The organism is Methylophilus sp. DMC14 (assembly GCF_056314085.1).
Genome location: NZ_JBQUZA010000003.1, coordinates 350885 through 375288, shown reverse-complemented (window position 1 = coordinate 375288; position 24404 = coordinate 350885). Strand labels below are relative to the sequence as shown.

The window sequence follows — 24404 nt, the reverse complement described above, 5'->3', positions numbered from 1 at the left end:
GATGTCACACAAAGCCATCCATCGTCAATTTGGCTAAATTGCAATAAAATATCGTTTTGGCCCTAAAAGCCCACAAAGGATTTAAAACATGACTTATGTAGTAACCGAAAATTGTATTCAGTGCAAATATACCGACTGCGTAGATGTGTGCCCGGTAGACTGTTTTGTTGAAGGCCCTAACTTTCTGGCAATCAACCCGGATGAGTGCATTGACTGCACGCTGTGTGTGGCCGAATGCCCGGCAGAAGCCATTTTCTCTGAAGATGATGTGCCAGCCAACCAGCAGCACTTTATCGAACTCAATGCCCGTCTGGCAAAAGTCTGGCCGACCATTACCGCACGCAAAGAACCCTTGCCGAATGCCGATGAAATGAATGGCAAATCCGGCAAGACTGAACTGCTGGTCGAATAAGTTTTTCTGGCCTTGAGGTCACAAAAAAGCCGCTTTTTAAAAAGCGGCTTTTTTATTGCGACTGGCATCCAAGTGCTTAACTGTCCATGGCTATGAGCAGTTTTTTAACTGGTGCATAACTGCGCCTGTGCTCAGGCGTGACGCCATGTAAGGCCAGTCGCTCAAGATGCAACGCGGTGGGATAGCCTTTATGCTGGGCAAAGCCATACTCTGGATATTGCGCGTCTAATTCCAGCAATGAAGCATCTCTAGCCGTCTTGGCCAAAATAGAGGCTGCCGAAATTTCAGCCACTTTGCTATCGCCTTTGACAATGGCCTCACAAGGGATCTGGAATGCAGGTTTACGATTGCCGTCTACCTGGATCAGTGTGGCCTGTATATGAAACTGGTCGCACATGGCCTGGTAAGCGCGCTGCATGGCGAGCAGACTGGCCTGCAAGATATTGATCCGATCAATGTCTTGCGCGCTGACGTTGGCAATACCCCAGGCCAAAGCCTGTTCTTTGATGGTGATCGCCAGTGCATCACGCTTGGCTTCAGATAACTTTTTCGAGTCTGCCAGGCCTGCGATAGGTCTGGACGGATCCAGAATGACTGCGGCGGCATACACTGCGCCAGCCAAAGGCCCCCTACCTGCTTCATCAATACCACACAGGATATGCATCGCAGTTAAGCCTGTAGAAATTGTCTAATCACAGCCGCCGCCTTTTGCGCGCTGTTTTGCTTGAGCTGCGCGTGAATATGGCGATACTTTTCTTGTAGCGCACTCAAGCCAACTTTATCAGCCAGCAGATTGTAGAGTGTTTGCGCAATGCGCTCCGGAGTCGCGTCATCCTGCAGCAATTCAGGCACAATAAACTCACCAGCCAGGATGTTAGGCAAGCCAACATAAGGCTGCAGACGCATGCGTTTAAGCAATTGCCAGCTCATATTAGACATCTTGTAGGTAATGACCATCGGCTTCTTGAGCAACGCAGCTTCCAGTGTTGCTGTGCCTGAGGCGACCAGCACCGCATCTGCGGCTGTCATCGCATCATGTGCGTGGCCGAACATGATTTGCAGGTCTATGCTGGTCTCAGGTTTTTGCGTTAATAACTGGTGCCAGGCACTGGTAAAAATATCGCGGGTTTCTCGCGTCACCAATGGCACCAGAAACTGCGCTTGCTGGCCGTTTTCACGCATCAGGCGATCAAATACAATCGCAGTTTCCAGAACAAGTTCTGCATGAAACGTCACCTCTGACTGGCGGCTACCAGGCAGCATCGCAATGACCACTGTGTCTTTTTTGAGTTTGAGTTTCTCGCGGGCTTGCTCAACAGGCGGCTCCATCGGTAGCGCATCCGCCAGAGGATGGCCGATATAGGTGACAGGCACGCCGACCTGCTGGTAAAGCGCAGGTTCAAACGGAAACAAGGCGAGCATATGTGAAACCGCCCGCTTGATTTTGTGAATCCGGTTTTTACGCCACGCCCAGATAGAGGGGCTGACATAATGCACAGTCGCGATGCCCTTGGCTTTGAGCTTACGCTCCAGCCAAAAGTTAAAGTCTGGGGCATCAATACCGATGAACACATCGGGCTTTTCAGTGAGAATCTGCTTGTACAACTGGCGACGTAACTTGAGCAGGCCCCATAGATGCTTGAGCACTTCAAGATAGCCACGTACCGATAAACGTTCGATCGGGAATAAGGATTTGGCACCCAGGCTCATCATTTTAGGACCCGCAATGCCAAAAATCTCGACGTCAGGTTGCGCTGCTTTCAGCTCCTGAATCAAGTGATAGCCCAGCAAGTCTCCGGAGGCCTCTCCCGCCACCATTGCAATCTTAGCCATAATGTGTGTGAATTAACGGACAATGCCGCGCGTGGTCTGCGCGAGAAAACGGGTCATCAAGCCAATTTCCGGGCAGGATGTTTCCATGTCAGCCAAGGCCGCTTTTGCTTCTTCTAACGACAAGCCTTGACGATAAAGCACTTTATAGGCGCGCTTGATTTGCTGTATGGTCTCAGCACTAAAGCCTCTACGCTTGAGGCCCTCGGCATTAATCCCATGCGGCTGCGCGTCATACCCCGCTGCCGTCACATAGGGCGGAATATCCTTGAACACCACAGACCCAACCGCGGTAATAATATGCTCACCGATCTGGCAATATTGGTGGATTAAGGTAAAGCCGCCAAGAATGGCATGATCATAAATAGTGACATGCCCTGCCAGCGAGGAGTTATTCGCCATGATGGTATGGTTGCCAACGATGCAATCATGGGCAATATGTACATAAGCCATAATCCAGTTATGACTGCCGATTTTGGTCGTGCCTTTATCCTGAACCGTGCCACGATTAAAGGTACAAAACTCCCGGATGACATTGTGATCACCGATTTCAAGCAGCGTAGGCTCATCCTTGAATTTTTTGTCTTGTGGCTTTGCCCCTAACGATGAAAATTGAAAAATCTCGTTATGCTTACCAATCCTGGTGGGGCCTTCAATCACCACATGTGAGGCGATTTTGGTACCCGCATCAATACGGACACCCGCACCTATGGTGCTATAAGCGCCCACTTCGACCGAACTATCCAGCTCGGCTTTGGGATCAATTATTGCGGTAGGATGAATCAAACTTTGCATGTTTCGCCTGCTACGCCCTCATGAGCGCAGTATCATATCGTTATTTTTCAATGGCTTTCAGGATACACATCATGTTGGCCTCGGCCACCACTTCGTCTCCTACTTTGGCCACGGCGACATATTTCCAGATACCCTTCAGGATACGGTCAATTTTGACATTGAGCACGATCTGATCGCCTGGGGACACCGGCTTTTTAAAGCGCACATTGTCTATGCCAGCAAAATAATATACGGAGTCATTGGTCGGCTTGGTACCCATCGTTTTAAAAGACAGAATGGCTGCCGCCTGCGCCATGGCCTCAACAATCAAGACGCCAGGCATCACAGGGTGGTATGGAAAATGGCCTGGAAAATAAGGCTCGTTGACCGAAACGTTTTTGACGGCGGTGATCTCTTTACCCAACTCCATAGACAGGACGCGGTCAACCAGCACAAACGGATAACGGTGTGGTAAGTGTTCTAATATCTCATGAATATCCATGCTATTCATTGGGTTCTCAGCCATAGTCTCTCTCAATCTTTTGAATGTCTCTGTATATTGCTAATTGCTTGCTCAAGCTGCTTGAGCTTGAGCTGATATTGTTCCAGATGCCGGATATTGGCCGCGGTCCGCAACCAGTCTGCATGTTTTTGGAATGGCATGAGCGCCGTATAAGTGCCGGCCTGCTGGATAGAGCGCATAATCATGGAGCCAGGCGAGATGGTGACACCATCTGCAATCTGCAGATGGCCCAGAATCATGGCCGCGCCACCGATTTTGCAATGCTTACCGATCACTGCACTTCCTGCGATGCCCACGCAGCCAGCAATCACCGTATGCGCGCCAATGCGGACATTATGGGCGACCTGTATTAAATTGTCCAACTTCACACCGTCTGCAATGACAGTGTCATCCAAAGCGCCACGATCGACTGTGGTATTTGCACCGATATCCACGTGATTGCCGATCACTACCCGGCCTACCTGCGGTATCTTAACCCATTCGCCCTGCGCTTCTGCGTAACCAAAGCCATCATTTCCAATAATACAGCCAGAAAACAAATGGCAATGGCTGCCAATCTGGCTGCCATGCTTGACCACCACACGCGGTTCCAGCACGGTATGCGACCCAATGCTTACATCGTCTTCGATCACGCAACCGGCACCAATTCTGACACCTTCGCCCAGAACAACGCGGTCCCCAATATAGACCTGCGCCTCAACGGTTAACTCAGACGCATGCTGTACCCCTTGCCCAAGCACGGCTGTTGCATGAATCTGGTTCTGATAAGTACGCGGCGGATTCAATAGTGCGGACAGCCGCGCGAAGTACGCATAAGGATTATCCGTCAGAATGCAGGGCAGCGCCGTTAAATGCTGATGCTCAGGCCGTAAAATGATGGCAGATGCCTGGGTGGCCTGTAAGGATTGTGTGTATTTGGTATCGTTAAAAAAGGCAATGCTGCCTGGCTGCGCCTGCGACAAGGAAGCCATGCGAGACACGGTCAGGGCTGTCGCATGTTGTGATTGCTCGCCAACGCATAGCTCACCGCCCAGAGACGCAACAATCTCTTGTAATGTAAAGTGTTGCGCCATAAAAAACAACCCTAGAAAACAACCTTAGAAAAATAACTCGAAAACAACATAACTGAACAACGAACAACCCTTAGCCAGGCAAAATCTCTATTTTTTACCTAGCAATTTCAGCACTTTGTCCGTGATATCAATACGCTTGCTGGCATAAGCAATCCCACTGTAGGCGACCAGATCATAGCCTTCGCTCTCCGCCACAGTCTGCACTGCTTTATTAATACGCTCCTGCAACAAGGCCAGCTCTTCATTTTTGCGCAAATTAATATCTTCACGTAATTCACGCTGCTTGCTCTGAAACTCAAGGCGTGAATTGTTCAATTGACGCTCTTTCTGGCGGCGATCAGACTCAGTCAAATTCGAACGATCATGATCGAGCTGTGTTTCCAACTCACGAATCTGTTTTTGCAGCTTATCAAGCTCCAGTGAACGCGGACTAAACTCTTTTTCAAGCTTTTTACCCGTCTCTGCCGTTTGCGGCGCCTCTTGCAGAAGCTTGTCCACCTGCACATACCCGACTTTGTAATAATCGGCGGCTTGCGCATGCGCACAACACAATATGATCGCTAACACGCTAAACCAAATGCTTCTCATGCGAGTCCTCCTTTCCGCGGCAGGGTGATGAGTGATTCCACACAGCATGCGTTAGAACTGCTGTCCAAACTGGAATTGCAGCATTTGTGTGTTGTCATAACTTTTACTATTCAAAGGCTTGGCCAGTACCAGTTTCAACGGCCCAAATGGTGATACCCAGGTCACGCCAGCACCGGTTGAGAAACGCAAATATTCAGAGTTGATCGGATCATCCTGCCCGTAAACCCCCCCTGCATCCAGAAACACGCTCAGTCTGAACTGACTAGACTGGGTAATAAACGGTACTGGCATAAACAATTCTGCATTGCCTAAAATCTCTTTGGTGCCACCCAGCGCATAAGTTGAACCCGACGTTGAGTTGAATCCTCGGGGTCCTAATGAAGAGTTCACAAAGCCGCGGACACTATTTACACCACCCAGGTAGAAGTTTTTAAAGAATGGATAGTTTTTGCCGCCATAACTATTGGCGTAACCCACTTGCCCGTTCAGCATAAAAGTAAAATTATCATTTAACTCTTTATACCATGCATGCTGGTAAGTGGTTTTGTAATACTGCAGATTGAGCCCTGGCACACTGACCTCGCCAGAGAGTCTTTGTAACACACCGCGATGCGGGAAAAGAATGTTATCCCTGGAGTCAAAGGTCCAACTGGCATTGGCCACTAAAGAGTTACTGTCGCAACCATTGGTATTGCCGCAGAAGTTAATGTATTGGATCGGACTGCTGCTGCTCAAGCTGACATTGGTAAAGTCTAGCGTCAACCCGGCATTGACAAAGTCTCTTTCTGACAGTGGCATCCCGAAATTCACACCCACGCCGTAAGAACGGCTGCTGTAGGTACCCACATTTAACAGGCTACTGTTTGTGTTGGCGGTGTTGACATCACGCCGGTAAATATCAAAACCACGACTGATGCCATCAGGGGTGAAGTATGGGTTGGTATAGGATAACGAGTATGTTTTATTGTAGTTACTAGTATTGACTACCAACGCGACACGGTTACCGGTGCCAAGGAAGTTCGGCTGGTTGACGTTGAAGCCCAGAATCACGCCACTGCTACTGGACAACCCGGCACCAAACTGCACGCTGCCGGTGGCCTTTTCAGCAACCGTCACGTTCATATCGACCTGATCATTGATCCCCGGGACAGAAGGCGTCTCCAGCTCCACCGTATCAAAGAAGTTTAAGCGCTGGATACGCTCTTTTGAACGTTTTATTTTATCCCCTGCATACCAAGCAGACTCCAGTTGACGCATCTCGCGTCTGACCACCGCGTCACGCGTACGCGTGTTGCCTTGTACGTTAATCCTTCTGACATAAACTTTACGGCCGGGATCAACAAAGAAGGTAAATGCAACGGTATGCTCTTGTTTGTTGATCTCGGGCACCGCGTTGACATTGGCAAAGGCATAGCCTTCTTCGCCAAGCTTGTCATTGATGTTTTTGCTGGCGTCGGTGACTTTTTGGCGATTGAATACTTCACCATCCTGAATATTAATCAGTTTGCGCAGCTCTTCTTCTGGCAGCAATGTCTCGCCAGCCAACTTGGTTTTGCTGATATTGTATTTATCACCCTCGGTGATATTGATAGTGATATACACGTCCCGCTTGTCTGGCGAAATGGAAACTTGCGTGGAATCAATGGCAAATTCCAGATAGCCCTGATTCATGTAAAACGAACGTAACGCTTCCAAGTCAGCCGTCAGTTTTTGCTTGGAATACTGGTCATCCTTGTTCCACCAGCTCATCCAGTTTGGGGTCGTCAGTTGAAAGTTTGCACGCAAATCCTGCGTCGTAAACAGATGATTACCTACGATATTGATATCGCGGATTTTGGCTGCTGGGCCTTCGGTAATCTCAAATCGGATAGCGACGCGGTTGCGCTCCAGCGGACTTGCCGTGGCTTTAACCTCTGCGCTGTACTTGCCTTGTGACAGATACTGGCGCTTGATTTCCTGTTCAGCGCGATCTAACTGGGCTTTATCAAAAATCTGCCCTTCGGCAATGCCGATCTGCTTCAGGCCCTCTTTGATTTTGTCCGTTTGAAACGATTTGTTTCCGCTAAAATCAATTTGTGAGATAGAGGGGCGTTCCTGAACGGTGACAACCAGGACATCGCCTTCATTTTCAATACGCACATCCTTGAAAAATCCGGTGGCATAGAGGGATTTAATCGCTTGCGCAGCTTTTTCATCACTCATGACATCGCCCACCTGCATGGGCAGGTAGTTAAATACAGTCCCAGCCTCGGTGCGTTGCAAACCTTCAACGCGGATATCTGAAATGACAAACGGTTCTGTGGCGTAAGCGCTGAAATGCATCACCCCAGCTAACAAACCCAACCACAATTTGGAACTTGATTTTATTCTCATTAACTATGCTTTCAACCAATCAGGTAGCGATTAATGTCGTTAAAAAAAGCAATTAACATTAACGCGCCCAATATACCCAAACCCAGTCGCTGACCAATCGCCAGCACACGTTCAGGTAACGGTTCTCCTCGTATCAACTCCGCCATATGATACAACAAATGACCGCCATCCAATACTGGAATCGGTAGCAGATTCATGACCGCAATACTGATACTGAGCAAAGCAATAAAGCCGATGTAGGGTTTAATGCCCATATCGGCCGACTCACCAGCTGCATCGGCAATACTGACCGGGCCACTGATCGCCTTGAGTGATGCCTGACCCGTGACCATTTTTCCCAGCATTTTGAGGGTGAAGGCAATGGTCTCCTGCATTTTTTCCAACGCCCGGCCCGCCGCCTGCATCAGGCTAAAGTGCCTGACCACTTGATAAGGCGTCAAATCTACCGCTGCCATATCCACAGCCGCCCCCAGACGGCCAATTTTCTGACCGCCTTGCAGGGTCAGTTCTGGCAACAGTTTGACTTCATAGGACTTTTCAGCCCGCTGGTATTCCAACTTGAGCGCTTGCTCGGGACTCGCACGGACCAGTTTGACGAATTGCTGCCAGTCTGCAATTGGCTTTTGATTCACCTTGAGGATACGATCACCAGGCTGCAAGCCACTTTTCTCAGCCACCGAGCCAGGCAAGACCTCCCCAATCACTGCTGGCACCGTCGGCATCAAGACGGCCAAACCCACTTTCTGCATCACCTCGCCATCTGGCTCGCCCGCTAACTGTTGCAGCGGCAATTGATGCTGATGCAGCTCGCCTTGCGGGGTTTTGGTCACGACACGCAGGCTACGGTGTGCCATCCATTGATCCAGCATTTGCCACTGCACCTCTTGCCACGTCGCCACCGGTTGACCATCCAGCGATACAATCAGGTCGCCTTGGCGCAGTTTGGCGGCCGCTGCCAATGAGCCAGGCTCGACCGGACCAATCAAGGGTTTCAGGCCAGTCTCGCCTTGCGCAATCAATCCCCAATAACACACGAATGCCAGGAGCAGATTGGCCAGCGGGCCGGCAAATACGATCCACATTTTGGCCGCAATGGACTGACGATCAAAGGCCTGTGACCAATCCACATCGGGACGAGAAGGCATTTCAGTCGCTTCACGGCTATCCAGCATTTTGACGTAGCCGCCGAGCGGGATCCAGGAAAAAACCCATTCTGTAGCCTGGGGATGGGCGTGAAACTTGAAAATCGGCCGACCGAAGCCGATGGAGAACTTCAGGACACGCACGCCACAACTGCGGGCGGCCAAATAGTGGCCAAACTCATGGATAGTCACCAGCACGCCTATGGCGACAATAAAAGCCCAGACCGAAGTCATACACTCGCCACCTTGCGTAAGGGGCTGACCGCCTGCGCAGCCAGCGCATGCTCTACAAACTGTCTGGCCTGCTGATCAACCGCCAGCAATTGCTCAATGGAGCTGACTGTTTCGACCGGCAGCGATTGCAAGGTACGTTCTATCAGGCATGGAATATCCAGATAATGGATTTTTTCCTGCAAAAAGGCAGCGACCGCCACTTCGTTGGCGGCATTCAGGATTGCTGGCGCCGTGCCCCCTGCGGCCAAGGCCTCATAGGCCAGACGCAAACAGGGGAAACGTTGCGTATCGGGCGCCTCGAACTCCAGCTTGGCGACGTCAATCAAACTCAAGGGTTTGACCCCAGAGGCAATTCGGTCTGGATAGCCCAAGCCATAGGCAATCGGCGTACGCATGTCGGGATTACCCAGTTGCGCCAGAATGCTGCCATCCACATAAGAGACCATAGAGTGAATCACACTTTGTGGATGCACAACGACTTCTATCTGATCTGGACGCGCATCAAACAACCAGCGCGCCTCGATCACTTCCAGCCCCTTGTTCATCAAGGTGGAGGAGTCTATCGTAATTTTTGCACCCATCACCCAGTTAGGGTGCTTGAGCGCCAAGGCAGGCGTCACTTCCTGCAATTGTGTCTGTGTATACCCGCGGAACGGGCCGCCTGACGCGGTGAGAATAATCTGATTCACACCGACATCTGCCAGCGCATGATAGCTCTGACGCGGCATGGCCTGAAAGATCGCGTTATGCTCGCTGTCAATCGGCAACAAAGTGGCCTGACCTTGCTTGACAGCATCCATAAACAATTGGCCAGCCATCACCAGAGTTTCTTTATTTGCCAGCAGGATTTTCTTACCCGCACGGGCCGCGGCCAAGGCAGGCAACAATCCGGCCGCCCCAACCACGGCCGCCATCACGATGCTGACGTCTTCATGCGCAGCGACTTCACTCAAGCCATCTACGCCAGACAATACCTCCACCGGCAGTTGCTCGGCAGCCAGGCATTGTTTTAGTTGTCGCGCGGCTTCAGCATTCTGCATCACAGCAAATCTTGGCTGGTATTGGGCACACTGTTGCAACATGAGGTCAACCCGACTGTGTGCTGCCAGCGCGAACACGCCATAGCGCTCAGGATGCTGGGCAATCACATCCAGCGTCTGCTGACCGATGGTGCCAGTGCTGCCTAGTATGGTGACGTATTGCAAATCAACCTCTTAAAATGAATGAGCTTGCGCGCAGAAATGAAACCAGAACAGCAGGCACAGCCCGACCGGCAACGCTGGCACAACGCCATCGACCCGATCCAGCAAGCCGCCATGCCCAGGCAAAAACTGTCCACTATCCTTGAGGTTGGCTCGGCGCTTGAAAAATGACTCAAACAAATCGCCATAAATACCCACCACCGTCACCAGCCACAAGCCTGGGAAAATCCAGCCTGTAGCCACCCAGCCGCTGCCATACAAAATCCCCGCATAGCCGGTGACGGCGATTAACGCCCCAAGCACGCCCTCCCAGGTTTTGCCTGGACTAATCGCTGGCGCCAGTTTATGATGGCCAAATTGTTTACCCGCAAAATAAGCCGCACTGTCAGCCAGCCAAATGGTGGAAATAATCACCAGCAGCACATAGGGATTCACCGCTTTTGCGACAACCAGCGCCATCCATAACGACAGCATCAGTCCGGCACCCACCCATGCATTCACAAAGGCACTGTTAAAAAAAGTATTGAAGTATAAGGCCACTGGCACAATCAATAGCCAGAATAGGCTGGCAAGTGCAAATACCTGTAACGATTGATAAAAAAACCAGTGAAAGCCCAGGTTAAGCAGGCCAAACAACAGGACCACGCCCGCCAGACTAGAAATTGCCAGATACACCGTGGTTTGCACACGATTAAACTGCAAAAAGCCAGACCATTCACGCAGGCAGACCAGCGACAATCCCAACATAATCAGGGCCCAAGCCAGCAATGGCAGCAAAAATAAGGCTGGCAAAAACAATCCCAGCAAGACAACCGCGGTCACAATTCTTGTTTTTAGCATATCCTTGCTTTTAGTCTCTCTAGGCGTCGCTACCATCAACCAGTTGCTCACTGGTGCGGCCAAAGCGGCGTTCACGTTGACGGTATGAAGAGAGTGCGGCTTCAAAGGCGTCATCATCAAAATCGGGCCACAAGGTGGGCGTAAAATACAATTCAGTGTAAGCCAACTGCCAGAGTAAAAAGTTACTGATACGGGTTTCACCGCCGGTGCGGATAAACAAATCCGGCTCTGGCGCATATGGCATGGAAAGGTAAGGCAGCAGATCACACTCCTCGATCTGCTTGAGGTCAGGTTGTGCCTGCATTAACTGGTTCATGGCATTGACCACATCCCAGCGCCCACCGTAATTGACAGCAATCGTCAACACCAATCCGGTATTGGCAGCCGTTTTCGCTTCGGCCTCGATCATTTTTTGCTGTAATGCCGCGTTAAAGGCAGTACGATCACCAATCAGTTTCAGGATCACGTTGGCGTCATGCAGTTTCTTGACTTCGCGGTCCAGGGCCTCCAGAAACAGGCTCATCAGAAAAGTCACTTCCTCCTGCGGGCGGCGCCAGTTTTCACTGCTAAACGCAAACAGGGTGAGGTAGTTGATTTGCAGCCGGACACAGGCCTTGACCATGGCGCGCACAGATTCCAGGCCACGTTGATGCCCGGCGACACGGGGCAAAAAACGTTTTTTGGCCCAGCGCCCATTGCCATCCATAATGACGGCGACGTGCTGGGGCACTTCCTGAACAGGCGGGACTTCTTTGGTAGAGCTGGAGAAAAAACCCAAAACAGTTTCCGTTCGCGCAAATGGCTGTTAAACAGCCATCAGGTCCGCTTCTTTTTGTTGCAGAATTTTATCGACTTCCGCCACGGCTTTGTCTGTCATTTTTTGCACTTCATCTTGTGCGCGGCGCTCATCATCTTCAGAAATAGCTTTGTCTTTAATCAGTTTTTTCAGCGCATCGTTTGCATCACGGCGCACATTACGGATCGCCACTTTGGCGCCCTCGCCTTCCTGACGCACAATTTTGGCGAGGTCGCGGCGACGCTCTTCGGTCAACATTGGCATAGGTACGCGAATCAAATCACCATTGGTAGCAGGGTTAAGCCCTAAATCACAGTCTCTAATCGCTTTTTCAACTTTGGCAATCATGTTTTTTTCGTAAGGCTGCACATTCAAGGTACGTGCATCTCCCAAATTGACATTCGCAACCTGATTGACTGCCACCATAGAACCGTAGTACTCCACCATCACATGATCCAGCAAGCCGGTGTGTGCACGGCCAGTACGGATTTTTGCCAGATCCACCTTCAGGGACTCCAGCGATTTATGCATTTTCTGCTCGGCAGATTTTTTAATGTCTTCAACCATTTGATTCTCCAATCGACGCGCGGGGCTTAAGCCATCACGCGCGTGCCTTCATTTTCACCCAGAATGACACGCTTCAACGCGCCTTCTTTAAAGATACTGAATACCGCAATCGGCATTTTCTGATCTCGGCACAGCGTAAATGCAGTTGCATCCATCACTTTGAGGTTTTTATTGATCGCCTCGTCGTAGGTCACCATATCATAACGGGTCGCTGTCGGATCTTTTTTCGGATCTGCCGTGTAAATGCCATCGACCTTGGTCGCCTTCAATACAATTTCGGCATCAATCTCAACGCCGCGCAAAGCAGCTGCCGTGTCCGTGGTAAAAAACGGGTTACCAGTACCCGCGCCAAAAATCACCACCTTACCTTCTTCCAGGTAACGAATGGCTTTACCGCGGATATAAGGCTCAGCGACCGCCTCAATATTCAATGCACTCTGCACACGTGCTGGCAAGCCTGCGTGCTTCATGGCATCCTGCAAGGCCATCGCGTTCATCACCGTGGCCAGCATACCCATGTAATCCGCAGTTGCCCGGTCCATACCCTCTGCGGCAGGGGCAACACCGCGAAAAATATTGCCACCGCCGATGACTATGCCTACCTGTACGCCCATACTGACGATTTCTTTGACTTGCGCAACAATAGCCGTCACTGTTTCGCGATTAATGCCATATGCGTCATCGCCCATCAGCGCTTCACCTGATAACTTGAGTAATATGCGCTTGAAAACAGGTTGTGCCATAATTATTTTCCCAAACTCAAAAATGTGCCTATTTAATCACAAAAACGTCATTTTTTGGATGTTGCAGGCGCAATTAGAAATAAAACTAGTGATTCGCGGTAAAACCACAAGGCTGATCCATAAAAACCAAAATTCAGCCATAAAACAAAATTCAGCCATAAAAAAAGTGGAATCCTAAGATTCCACTTTTTGTGAGACGCGACTAGCCAGTCAATTAGACTTTTGCAGCAGCAGCCACTTCAGCCGCGTAATCGACTACGGCTTTTTCAATGCCTTCACCCACGATGTACATGCTGAAAGAAGCCACGCTTGCCCCTTTGGATTTCAGCAATTGCTCAATGCTCAGCTTGTCATCTTTCACAAAGGCCTGGCTCAGCAAAGTCACTTCTTTCAAGAACTTCTGCACCGTACCTTCTGCAATTTTTTCCAGCATGGCTTCTGGCTTGCCAGCTTCTTTGGCTTTTTCGATAGCCACACGACGCTCGGCTTCAATCAGCGCAGCATCCACACCACTGGCATCCAGCGATTTTGGTTTGGCTGCAGCAATATGCATTGCAATGTCTTTACCCAGCGCTTCGTCACCACCCACCAGATCAACCAGCACACCAATTTTGCTACCATGCACATAGCTGAACAATTGGCCTTGTGCTTGTGTACGCACAAAACGACGTGGGGTGATGTTTTCACCAATTTTACCAACCAGTTGCGCACGCACAGACTCCGCTGTTTCGCCACGCAATGGCAATGCACCGACAGCATCAATGTCAGCAGGATTGTTTTCGTTCACAGTTTGCGCCAACTCGCTCACAAACTTGAGGAATTCTTCGTTCTTGGCGCAGAAGTCAGTTTCAGAGTTTACTTCGATCAGTGTACCCAGTTTGCCATCAGCGGTAATGCTGATGCCTACGGTGCCTTCTGCAGCCACACGGCCAGCCGCTTTGCTTGCCTTGTTACCAAAGCGTACACGCAGAATTTCTTCCGCACGGGCCATATCGCCTTCAGCTTCTGTCAAAGCCTTTTTACAGTCCATCATTGGGGCATCGGTGCGCTCACGTAAGTCTTTCACCATGCTTGCGGTAATTTCAGCCATTTATTTGCTCCTTTTATTCAACGACCTGAGCGGTCGCCATCAATATTCTTTTCACTATACAGGGGCTGTGTGACAGCCAGATTGCGCCAGACACCAGCGCATTTACGTGCCCATTCTGTCAGCCTATGCAACAGAAAACACAATAGAAAAAGGGGCGATGCGCCCCTTTTCATGCTACCGGGAATTACTCAGCCACTGCCTCAGCAGGTGCAGCTTCTTCCTGTGCAGCCTTCACGATTTCAGAAATCGCGTTTGCACGACCTTCCAACACGGCATCAGCCATGCCACGTGCGTACAAGCGGATTGCGCGTGAAGAGTCATCGTTACCAGGGATGACATAAGTGATGCCATCTGGTGAGTTATTGGTATCCACGATACCAATCACTGGAATACCCAGTTTACGTGCTTCAGTAATCGCGCCGCTTTCATGACCAACGTCGATCACAAAAATCGCATCTGGCAAGCCACCCATCTCTTTAATACCACCGATGGAACGCTCCAGCTTTTCGATTTCACGCTTGATGCCCAAAGCTTCTTTTTTACCGAACTTGTCGATGCTGCCATCAATCATCATGGCTTCAAAGTCTTGCAAACGCTTGATAGATTGCTTCACGGTTTTGAAGTTGGTCAGCATACCACCCAACCAGCGATGGTTCACATACGAACAACCAGCGCGCTGTGCTTCTTCTTTCACGATATCGCGGGCTTGACGCTTGGTGCCCACAAACAGAATACGGCCCTTGTTTGCTGCCAAAGTGCGCACATATTTCTGTGCTTCTTCAAACAGTGGCAGGGTTTTTTCCAGGTTAACAATATGAATTTTGTTACGATCGCCAAAAATGAACTCTGCCATTTTCGGGTTCCAGTAACGAGTTTGGTGACCAAAGTGAACACCGGCCTCCAACATTTGACGCATAGTCACGGACATGATTTTATCTTTCCATTCAAAGGGTTATTCATAAACTTGCAATCAAAAACACCGTATTTAACGGCACCCAATGTGATTGCAAGCAAGTGTTTGACAAAAAAGTCAATCCAAAATTATAGCGCTTAATCCGAATACTATCAAGCACTTAAGCATTTCCAGCTAAGCTGGCGTCCCCGTCAGGACTCGAACCTGAAACTAGCCCTTAGGAGGGGCTGGTGATATCCTGTTTCACCACGAGGACAGCGGCGCTATTTTAAACGCTTGTCTGCAAAACGACCACCCCGTTATTCAAAATCGCTGACGCCTCCCTTAGCCAGCTTGCCGAGCCCGATGGCTGTGAGTAACATGCACCTACAAACTTTCTAACTGACAGACAGAGATATGGATACTAACTCTATCAATCGTTATGCCTCGGCGATACGCGAGGCAATTGTTGCGCATGAAGCGGATATCGAATGCCTGGACCGCGAAATAGGCGATGGCGACCACTACATTAATATGAAGCGTGGCTGTGAAGCGATTGCAGGACTGGCAAACGAACTCAATGGCCTAGACGCATCTGATGCCCTGAATAAAATTGGCATGAAATTACTGAGCACCATAGGCGGGGCATCTGGGCCGTTATTTGCAAGCTTTTTTATGGCCATGGGCAAATCGCTTAAAACCAGTGAAGCAATCAGCATCAACCACCTTGCCGCCGCATTTGACGCTGGTGTACAAGCCATTATGCAACGGGGCAAAGCCCAGACCGGTGAAAAAACCATGCTGGATGTGCTGGTCCCCGTCGCCCAGACCTTTAAACACATGGCAGAACAAGGCCACACCCGCCCGGAAATTGCAGCCGCCCTGAAAAAGACAGCCAGTGAAGGTCTTGAGTCCACGCGCAATATGCTGGCCACCAAAGGTCGCGCGGCTGGATTGGGTGAGCGCGCCATTGGTCATCTCGATGCGGGGGCAAAAAGCTGCCAGGTCATGATTCATGCAGTATGCGATCTCGTGCTTGCCGGTTAAGGGCATTGCAGATCAAGTTTGCCCCACTCACCCCTCTACGCGGCGCACTGGGTATCAGGCTTAGCTTAGCCAGCTGTGCACGGTTTTAATCACGGAGCGAAAAATGAAAAAATTTTTAAATCAGGTTGACCAGATGCTGACTGAAAGTCTGACTGGCTTTGCCACTGCACATCGCGAGCTGGTGCAAGTGCAATTTGAGCCGACCTTTGTCAGCCGCAAACAAAAAGCACAAAACAAGGTCGTGCTGATTTCCGGTGGCGGTTCAGGCCATGAACCTTTGCACGCGGGCTATGTGGGCAAAGGCATGCTGGATGCCGCCTGTCCAGGCCAGGTATTCACCTCACCTACCCCAGATCAGATGCTGGCGGCAGCCGAAGCGGTGCATGCGGATAAAGGCGTCCTGTTTATCGTGAAAAACTACGCCGGGGATGTCATGAATTTTGAAATGGCGGCTGAAATGCTGCCGTTTGAGCATGCCACGGTGCTGACCTCGGATGACTGTGCCGTCGTCAATAGCACCTATACCTCAGGTCGCCGCGGCGTGGCAGGCACCGTCATTGTCGAAAAATGCGTCGGTAGCCTGGCGGAAAGCGGCGCTGACCTCGCTGCCTGCAAGGCGCTTGGCGATAAAATCAATCTACGCACTTCCAGCATAGGCGTCGCCCTGACCAGCTGCACGGTTCCTGCGGCAGGGAGACCCACCTTCGATATCACTGAAGCTGAAATTGAAATGGGGGTAGGCATCCATGGTGAACCAGGTCGTCGCCGTGAAGCCATGCATGCAGCAGACGCCATCGTCACGGACATGGTCGCCGCGATTGTGCATGATATTGAAGCCAAGCAACTGCTTGGTGCGGGCGATATCCTGCTTTTGGTGAATGGCCTGGGCGCGACACCGCTAATGGAGTTATACCTGATTTATCACGCAGCCGCAGAACAGCTGACCGCCAAAGGTTATCAAGTCACCCGCAGTCTGGTTGGCAACTACACCACCGCCATTGACATGGCAGGCGCCTCAATCACGGTTTGCCTGCTGGATCAGGAAATCCTAAAGCACTGGGACAGCCCAGTGCATACCGCTGGCTTGCGCTGGGGCTGCTAACCCGATTAGCTACCTTAAACGCTGACCATAGTCATTCCGCTCACAGGCAGCAAAGGCACCTGCATTAATTTATTTTAAATCGCCATTTTCTCGCACATTATGATTGCTTCCTGCTTGCGGCAGGTGTATGTTAATCCAAGGGATGCAAATCCACTGTTCATATCAGTGTGGACATAACAATAAACAAAAGCAGTATATTTGAGTGATGATGCATGGCAGCAACAAACCTGTGGCGGATTTCCTGAATTCAGATTCAGTCTCGGCTTCATTTTTCAGCAAATCAGACTGGACCGCCTGATGAAGCGCCTGCTCAACCACAAACAATCGCTGACGCTGGATGTCATGTTGCAAATGGCGATCAGGCTCAGCATCGTCATCGTCGCGGTCAGTGCACTCACTTACTGGCACATCTACAAAACGCTGGTGGCCTCCACCATTGATGGCCTCGAACATTACATCCATGAACGCGGCCAGCGTGAAAGTGCCATTTTCAAGTTGGCCGAGTCCAATCACCAGATTTTCAGGGCCACCTTTCTCGCGCACTGGCAACAAGATTTTTTCTACAATGACCGCTTCTTCTGGCAAGTCTTCCAGCGCATGCCAGACCACACCATACACCTGCAAAAAAAAGCCTACGATGGCTTTTATAATCAATCCGGCCTGATCAGCAAAGACGTCACCGCATATATCGGCGCCAAGGCCCCGATTGCCAATGAGGATTTCAGGAAGAAATTACTGTTGTCGTATGTCATGGTCGATCACTTTGGCACGTCGTGGACCAAGCAGTTTGCCAACTTGTATGCCTCCATGCCAGAAAATGTCAATATTGTGTACTGGCCAGGCATGCGTTGGGCCGACAACGCGAGCAGCAAACTGGATGTTCTCACTGAAGAGTGGGTTTACATCACCACCCGGCAGCGCAATCCTGAGCGCAAGAGTGTCTGGACTGGCCTCTACTTTGACCCGACCGCCAATGAATGGATGGTGTCACTGGAGACCCCTATTGATATTACTGAGACAAACACGCTGAATGTGGGGCATGACATTTTGCTCAATGCCCTGTTTGACCGCGTGTTTAATGACCATCTGTCAGGGACCTACAATTTTATCTTCCGCGAAGATGGGCGCTTGATTGCCCACCCGGCCAAAGAGACAGAAATGAACCGTACACGGGGCATGCTGATGATCCCTGACCTCAAAGACGCGCACTTGAGCCAGCAGTTTCAGGTCCTGACTCAATCCATCAAAAACAGGCAGCAGGCTTATTTTATTGTTGAGGACGATGACGCATTTCTGGCAGCCACACAAATAGAAGGCCCTGGCTGGTGGTTTGTCACGGTCTACCCAAAATCTTTATTGTCTGCACCGTCCATGAGTGCCGCCAGGTTTATCCTGATTGTCAGTGTACTGGCATTGGTGATAGAGCTGATCATGCTGTATCTGGTGATGAAGAAAAAAGTCATTCAACCGCTGGAGACGTTTATGGCGGCCTCCAGCGCCATTGAAGCGCAGCAGTATGAAAAAATCACCAACCACACCCTACCCTTGCCCTTAAAGTTGCAAAACGAGATTGGCAAGCTGGCGAGGATGTTCAAAAGCATGTCTGGCAGCTTGCAACAATACCGCAATGAGATGCAACGCCTGAACCATTCGCTGGAAGATCAAGTAAAAATCAGAACCCGGGCGTTGCAGCAGGCAAAAGACAAAGCAGAAAAAGAGGCTACCATAGACAGCCTGACGCAAATCCCCAACCGCCACTCTTTTTATAACCGTGCCAAAGCCATACTGCAACAAGCAGACCATACCGGTGCACCACTGTGCTTCCTGATGCTGGATATTGATTTCTTTAAAGTGATCAATGACTCTTACGGCCATCCGCAAGGCGACCAGGTGCTGATTGCCTGTTCACGGACGATTGAAAATGCCATCCGCGACAAGGACTTGCTAGGTAGACTGGGCGGTGAGGAGTTTGCCGTGGTCTTACCCGCCACAACAGCCGAAGAAGCGCGCGTGATTGCTGAACGCATCCGTACCTCGATCGCAGAGTTACGCTTTTTTACCCCACAGGGCGGCCATGAATTCAGCACGACGATCAGCATAGGTATTTCGTGCGCGAATGAAACGATTTATGCCTATGAATTGCTTTACAAGCATGCCGACCTGGCCCTTTATCAGGCCAAGCAAACCGGACGTAACCGGGTGATTTGCTACAACAGTCAATGGCAACCACCCGTCACAGACGCGCAAGCCTGGAATGCAGGCGAATAAAGCGTTTGTCAGTCAGACCTGGCCCAGCAACTGCTGCCCCAGTAACTGCTGCCAAAGTGCCTTGACCACGGTTCTCTGCGGCAACAATTCCGTATCCTCAACGATGGCTTCTTGCCCTTGCAATTTGGTGTGATGGATCAGTCTCCGGTATTCCCGGTAGGCTGTCGCCACCGCTTCCGCCATGGTTGCGGAGTCAATCAGCCCCAATTCGGCACAACGCTCCAGCAAGCCGATATTGCCAATATTTTCGGCCAGGCCGGGATGCTTAGCCCCGTGCAATAACACCAGATATTGCACCATAAACTCGACATCAATAATGCCGCCTGGCCCTTGCTTGAGATCAAAGCGGCCAAGCTTGGACTTGTGGGCTTCGCGCATTTTCTCGCGCATGTGCACAATATCTTGCTTGAGCGCAGTTGCATCTCGCGGCTGCACGATGATCTCACGGCGGATCTGTTCAAAGGCCGCGCCGATGTGTTCCAAGCCCGCCACAAAACGTGCACGCGTCAGTGCCTGATGCTCCCATACCCAGGCTTTATGATGCTGATACTCCCTGAACGCGGCCACCGTACTGACCAGCAAACCACTATTGCCATCTGGGCGTAACTGCAAGTCGGTCTCATACAGCAAGCCGGCATTGGTCAGCGTGTTAAACCAGGTATTCAGGCGCTGAGCAAAGCGCGCATAGACCTCCGGGGCCTGCTCCGCGTCATCTTCATATAGAAAAATAATATCCAGATCCGAGAGATAGCCTAATTCTTTGCCGCCCAGCTTGCCGTAGCCGATCACGGCGAACTGGGGCGTATCGCGGTGTTTGATCGCCAGGTTTTGCCACACGGTCTGTACACTGACCTGCAAGATCACGTCGGCCAGTGCGCTTAAGTCGTCCGAAATCGCCTCCAGCGACAACGCTGTCATCACATCCTGTGCCGCAATTTTAAGCACGCTGGCATGCTTGAAATGTCGCATCGCATCCATTTGCGCTTCCACATCGCCGTGCAAGGCTTGCATCTGGCTTAGCAGCTCGGTTTTCAATTGGGCGGCATCCAATCGCTTGAACAAGGTCTGCTTATTGAGCAACTCATCCAGCAAAATGGGGTGGGCAGAGACATACTGTGCAATCCAAGGGCTGGCGGCACACAGTTTGACGATCAGCGACAGGGCATCAGGAAACTCTGCCAACAAAGCCAGATAGCTGGCGCGGCGGCAAATACTTTCCAGCAAGTCCAGCGTACGAATGAGTGCGGTATCCGGCGAGGTACTCTGTTGCTGTGCAGCTTCCCGCAACAGTAAGGGCATCAGTTGATCCAGCCGGCGACGGCTTTGTTCGGGCAATTGCTGGATGCGTTGGCTCGCCCGCGTCTGCTGCAACAAATGCACGATATCGCTGCCACGCGTATACCCTTGCGCAGCCAGCCATTGCTCACTGTCAGCGGCACTCAGCGTCCCTTGCCAAACAGCCGTTTCCTGTTGTAAATCCTGTTGCTGTTCGTCCTTAAAGGTTTCATCAAAAAAACGTTGTATGCGGTCTCTATGCAGATTGAGTTCGACTATAAAACTGGACCAGTCCGGCTGCTTGAGCATCTGCAGCAAGTAACCACGGTAGGTCTCAGACTCAGGCAAATCCTGGGTTTGCTGATCGTCGATGTACATGAGTCTATGCTCTAGGTTGCGCAGATAGACGTAACTTTGCTTGAGCGCAGAGACTTCGTCTGCGGGCAACATGCCGCGCATCGCCAAACAATCGAGCACCGCCAGCGTCGGCTTGATTTGCAAATCCGGCACTTGACCACCACGGATCAGCTGGAACAACTGCGCGATAAACTCGACCTCGCGGATGCCGCCCCGCCCCAGCTTGATATTGTCCGAGAGCTTGCGCTGCAGCACATCGCGCTGAATTTGCAGCTTGAGGTCGCGCATGGAGGCATAAGCGTTAAAATCCAAGTACTTGCGGAACACAAACGGCTTGATCAGCTTGGTCAGCGCAGCTTCTGGCCCATGGATGACCCGGCCTTTAATCCAGGCGTAACGCTCCCACTCCCGCCCATAATTCTGGTAGTAATCCTCCAGCGCATCGAGGTTGCAAACCAGCGCGCCTTCCGAGCCAAACGGGCGCAAGCGCATATCCACGCGAAATACAAAGCCTTCCGCCCTGACTTCATCCAGCGCCACAATGACCTTTTTACCCAGTCGCGTAAAAAAGTCCTGGTTACTGATGGACTTTTCTCCATTGGTGTTCCCTTCTTCTTCATAGGCAAAAATCAGGTCTATATCAGAGGAGACATTCAATTCACGCCCGCCCAGCTTGCCCATGCCGACCACGATCAGTTGCTGCGGCTCGCCCTTGGCTGAGCAAGGCTGACCATAGATATCAGCCAGGCGGGCGTGGTAGAAGGTGATAGCCGCGGCAATTGCCGACTCGGCCAGCGCGCTTGTGGTTTCCACCACCTCGGCAAAATCCGCCAGACCATTCAGGTCACGCACGATCAAATGTGCCATCAAGCGCTGCCTGATCAAGCGGATTTGTTGCAGAAAAACAGATTCTTCACTATTTTTTTCAATTAAAAACAGATCTTTGACATCTTGAGTCTTATATGTCTTATATAAGTTATCTAACAGATCAGTTACAAAATCTGGATGTTTTGTAACGAATCTGGCAAAAAAGGGGCTACAAGCAGCCGCATGCAGCAAATAGGCGGCCTCTGTAGACGCGACCTGCTTTTCTGTTAGAATTTGGGCAAGCTGTTGCATGGGCTGTGGCTCTAGTAACGGGATGTGTGCTCGGAGAGTTTGTCAATCAGAACCAAAATAATAACACCTGAGGTTCGCTCACACTTTCATTTTTTGACATTGATTTTTGGGGGACGCTATGTCTATCGAATCTGTACTTCATGAACACCGCGTATTCGCACCGGGCAAAGAGTTTTCAAGCCAGGCCGCGATCGGCAGCATGGAGGAATACCAACGCCTGTGCCAGGAAGCGGCACAGGATTACGAAGGATTCTGGGCCAAACTGGCTCGCGAGCTATTAATCTGGCACAAACCGTTTACCAAGACACTCAATCAGGACCATGCCCCCTTCTACAAATGGTTTGAAGATGGCGAGTTAAATGTGTCCGCCAACTGCCTGGACAAGCACCTGCAAACCATCCCCAACAAAACCGCCATTATTTTTGAGGCGGATAACGGCGATGTGCGCAGCGTGAGCTACAAAGAACTCTACCACCAGGTCTGCCAGTTTGCGAATGGCCTCAAGTCACTCAAGCTGGTCAAGGGTGACCGCGTCATTATCTATCTGCCCATGGGCATTGAAGCCGTGGTCGCCATGCAGGCCTGTGCCCGTCTGGGCATTATTCACTCGGTGGTGTTTGGCGGCTTTTCTGCCAAAAGCCTGAATGAGCGGATTATCGATGCTGGCGCGGTGGCGGTGATTACCTCAGACGGCCAATACCGTGGCGGTAAAACGCTGCCGCTCAAACAAGCAGTCGACGAAGGCATTGCCATGGGCGGCTGTGACAGCATCCGCCATATGGTGGTGTTCAAGAAAACCGGCATGGACGTCGCCTGGGATAGCAACTGTGTCTGGTGGCATGACCTGATTGCAGGCCAAGCCGACACCTGTGAGCCGGTGATGGTAGACGCAGAACATCCGTTGTTCCTGCTCTACACCTCAGGTTCGACCGGTAAACCCAAAGGCGTGCAACATAGCTCGGCGGGCTATCTGCTGCACGCCATGAACACCATGCGCTGGACCTTCGATATTAAGCCCAACGATATTTACTGGTGTACGGCCGATGTGGGCTGGATCACCGGTCACAGCTATGTCGCTTACGGCCCGCTTGCCATGGGGGCGACCCAGATTGTGTTTGAAGGTATTCCGACCTATCCGAATGCAGGGCGTTTCTGGGAAATGATTCAGCGCCACAAAGTCAGCGTGTTCTACACCGCGCCCACCGCGATCCGCTCCCTGATCAAAGCCGGTGAAACCGACTTTACCACGCACCCCAACCACTTCGATTTAGCCAGCCTGCGTTTGCTGGGCACCGTCGGCGAGCCTATCAACCCCGAAGCTTGGATGTGGTACTACGAACAAGTGGGCGGCAATCGCTGTCCGATTGTAGATACCTTCTGGCAAACTGAAACCGGCGGCCATGTGATAACCCCGCTACCAGGTGCGACTCCCTTGGTGCCAGGCTCCTGCACCCTGCCCTTCCCTGGCATTGATATCGACGTCGTAGATGAAACCGGTAAAGCCATTGCCTGGGGCAATGGCGGTCTACTGGTGATTAAAAAGCCGTGGCCCTCCATGATCCGCACCATTTACAACGATCCCGAACGTTACAAAGCCAGCTATTTCCCGGCTGAACTGGGTGGCAACCTGTACCTGGCGGGGGATGGCGCCGTGCGTGATGCTGACACTGGTAATTTCACCATCATGGGCCGCATTGATGACGTATTGAACGTGTCCGGCCACCGCCTGGGCACCATGGAAATCGAGTCTGCGCTGGTCGCCAACCATTTGGTGGCCGAGTCTGCGGTGGTCGGCAAACCGCATCCGATCAAAGGTGAGTCTGTGGTGGCTTACGTCGTGCTGAAAGGCAAGCGCCCAGAAGGCGAAGAAGCCAAGAAGATCGTGGCCGAATTGCGTGACTGGGTAGGAAAAGAAATTGGCCCGATTGCCAAGCCGGATGAAATCCGCTTTGGCGACAACCTGCCCAAGACTCGCTCGGGCAAAATCATGCGCCGTTTGTTGCGTAGCCTGGCCAAGGGGGAAGAGATTACCTCTGACATTTCGACCCTGGATAACCCGGCCATCCTAGAACAGTTGAAACAGGCCGTGAATTAACCGTCTACTGACGATGGAAGGGTTAATTATTCTGATTATTTTCGCAGCGGTGGCGATCTTCC

General features: G+C 51.2%; 21 protein-coding genes and 1 tRNA gene. 5 read left to right on the top strand and 17 right to left on the bottom strand.

Translation table 11 applies throughout. The annotated features are described in order from the left end of the window. Nucleotides 1–88 precede the first annotated feature (88 nt). Nucleotides 89–412 carry a ferredoxin FdxA gene (fdxA, locus tag ACT53C_RS08780; RefSeq protein WP_194748085.1) on the top strand — a complete coding sequence of 108 codons (324 nt, stop codon included), beginning with the start codon at nt 89–91 and terminating at the stop codon, nt 410–412. A 76-nt stretch (nt 413–488) separates the two neighbouring features. On the opposite strand, the gene rnhB is transcribed toward fdxA, so the two are convergent. From rnhB to ACT53C_RS08700, 16 genes are all read right to left on the bottom strand, one after another. After that, entirely contained in the window at nt 489–1076 is a 588-nt protein-coding gene (rnhB, locus tag ACT53C_RS08775) for a ribonuclease HII (RefSeq protein WP_476145579.1), read from the bottom strand. A gap of 5 nt (nt 1077–1081) precedes the next feature. Then, nucleotides 1082–2245, bottom strand: coding sequence for a lipid-A-disaccharide synthase (lpxB, locus tag ACT53C_RS08770; protein ID WP_194748087.1), 1164 nt, complete (start codon nt 2243–2245; stop codon nt 1082–1084). 12 nt (nt 2246–2257) lie between these two features. Next, a complete protein-coding gene (lpxA, locus tag ACT53C_RS08765) occupies nt 2258–3037 on the bottom strand; it encodes an acyl-ACP--UDP-N-acetylglucosamine O-acyltransferase (RefSeq protein ID WP_476145578.1) in 780 nt (259 codons plus the stop codon). A 40-nt stretch (nt 3038–3077) separates the two neighbouring features. Beyond that, the gene (fabZ, locus tag ACT53C_RS08760) at nt 3078–3542 is read right to left on the bottom strand and encodes a 3-hydroxyacyl-ACP dehydratase FabZ (protein ID WP_194748091.1); all 465 of its coding nucleotides are present in this window, start codon (nt 3540–3542) and stop codon (nt 3078–3080) included. 8 nt (nt 3543–3550) lie between these two features. Beyond that, complete coding sequence (lpxD, locus tag ACT53C_RS08755; RefSeq protein WP_476145577.1) at nt 3551–4612, bottom strand: UDP-3-O-(3-hydroxymyristoyl)glucosamine N-acyltransferase; 1062 nt, start codon at nt 4610–4612, stop codon at nt 3551–3553. Nucleotides 4613–4699: 87 nt separating this feature from the next. Further along, nucleotides 4700–5200: an OmpH/Skp family outer membrane protein gene (locus ACT53C_RS08750; protein ID WP_476145576.1), complete on the bottom strand. Its 501-nt coding sequence runs from the start codon at nt 5198–5200 to the stop codon at nt 4700–4702. 51 nt (nt 5201–5251) lie between these two features. After that, nucleotides 5252–7573: an outer membrane protein assembly factor BamA gene (gene bamA / locus ACT53C_RS08745; RefSeq protein WP_476145575.1), complete on the bottom strand. Its 2322-nt coding sequence runs from the start codon at nt 7571–7573 to the stop codon at nt 5252–5254. A gap of 11 nt (nt 7574–7584) precedes the next feature. Then, a complete protein-coding gene (gene rseP, locus ACT53C_RS08740; RefSeq protein ID WP_476145574.1) occupies nt 7585–8949 on the bottom strand; it encodes an RIP metalloprotease RseP in 1365 nt (454 codons plus the stop codon). After that, nucleotides 8946–10154 carry a 1-deoxy-D-xylulose-5-phosphate reductoisomerase gene (ispC, locus tag ACT53C_RS08735; protein WP_476145573.1) on the bottom strand — a complete coding sequence of 403 codons (1209 nt, stop codon included), beginning with the start codon at nt 10152–10154 and terminating at the stop codon, nt 8946–8948. The genes rseP and ispC overlap by 4 nt, the downstream gene beginning before the upstream one ends. Nucleotides 10155–10163: 9 nt before the next feature. Further along, complete coding sequence (locus ACT53C_RS08730) at nt 10164–10991, bottom strand: phosphatidate cytidylyltransferase (RefSeq protein WP_476145572.1); 828 nt, start codon at nt 10989–10991, stop codon at nt 10164–10166. Nucleotides 10992–11010: 19 nt separating this feature from the next. Further along, entirely contained in the window at nt 11011–11769 is a 759-nt protein-coding gene (gene uppS, locus ACT53C_RS08725) for a polyprenyl diphosphate synthase (RefSeq protein ID WP_476145571.1), read from the bottom strand. 27 nt (nt 11770–11796) lie between these two features. Further along, a complete protein-coding gene (frr, locus tag ACT53C_RS08720; RefSeq protein ID WP_445241971.1) occupies nt 11797–12366 on the bottom strand; it encodes a ribosome recycling factor in 570 nt (189 codons plus the stop codon). Between the two features lie 14 nt (nt 12367–12380). After that, nucleotides 12381–13097, bottom strand: coding sequence for a UMP kinase (pyrH, locus tag ACT53C_RS08715; protein ID WP_194748107.1), 717 nt, complete (start codon nt 13095–13097; stop codon nt 12381–12383). Nucleotides 13098–13311: 214 nt separating this feature from the next. Beyond that, nucleotides 13312–14187 (bottom strand): translation elongation factor Ts, encoded by an 876-nt coding sequence (gene tsf, locus ACT53C_RS08710; protein WP_275355717.1) that lies wholly within the window; start codon nt 14185–14187, stop codon nt 13312–13314. 184 nt (nt 14188–14371) lie between these two features. Next, nucleotides 14372–15115, bottom strand: coding sequence for a 30S ribosomal protein S2 (rpsB, locus tag ACT53C_RS08705; protein ID WP_194748110.1), 744 nt, complete (start codon nt 15113–15115; stop codon nt 14372–14374). A 165-nt stretch (nt 15116–15280) separates the two neighbouring features. Further along, nucleotides 15281–15356 (bottom strand) — tRNA-Arg (locus ACT53C_RS08700). 140 nt (nt 15357–15496) lie between these two features. On the opposite strand from ACT53C_RS08700, the gene dhaL reads away from it, so the two are divergent. From dhaL to ACT53C_RS08685, 3 genes are all read left to right on the top strand, one after another. Next, nucleotides 15497–16126 carry a dihydroxyacetone kinase subunit DhaL gene (gene dhaL, locus ACT53C_RS08695; RefSeq protein ID WP_194748112.1) on the top strand — a complete coding sequence of 210 codons (630 nt, stop codon included), beginning with the start codon at nt 15497–15499 and terminating at the stop codon, nt 16124–16126. Nucleotides 16127–16229: 103 nt separating this feature from the next. Continuing rightward, entirely contained in the window at nt 16230–17228 is a 999-nt protein-coding gene (gene dhaK, locus ACT53C_RS08690) for a dihydroxyacetone kinase subunit DhaK (RefSeq protein WP_476145570.1), read from the top strand. Between the two features lie 198 nt (nt 17229–17426). After that, entirely contained in the window at nt 17427–19496 is a 2070-nt protein-coding gene (locus tag ACT53C_RS08685) for a GGDEF domain-containing protein (protein WP_476145569.1), read from the top strand. Nucleotides 19497–19508: 12 nt separating this feature from the next. Here the strand turns inward: ACT53C_RS08685 and glnE are convergent, their stop codons facing one another. Continuing rightward, entirely contained in the window at nt 19509–22247 is a 2739-nt protein-coding gene (gene glnE, locus ACT53C_RS08680; protein WP_476145568.1) for a bifunctional [glutamate--ammonia ligase]-adenylyl-L-tyrosine phosphorylase/[glutamate--ammonia-ligase] adenylyltransferase, read from the bottom strand. 118 nt (nt 22248–22365) lie between these two features. Between glnE and acs the strand changes: the two genes are divergently transcribed. Continuing rightward, complete coding sequence (gene acs, locus ACT53C_RS08675; protein ID WP_476145567.1) at nt 22366–24342, top strand: acetate--CoA ligase; 1977 nt, start codon at nt 22366–22368, stop codon at nt 24340–24342. Nucleotides 24343–24404: the final 62 nt, after the last annotated feature.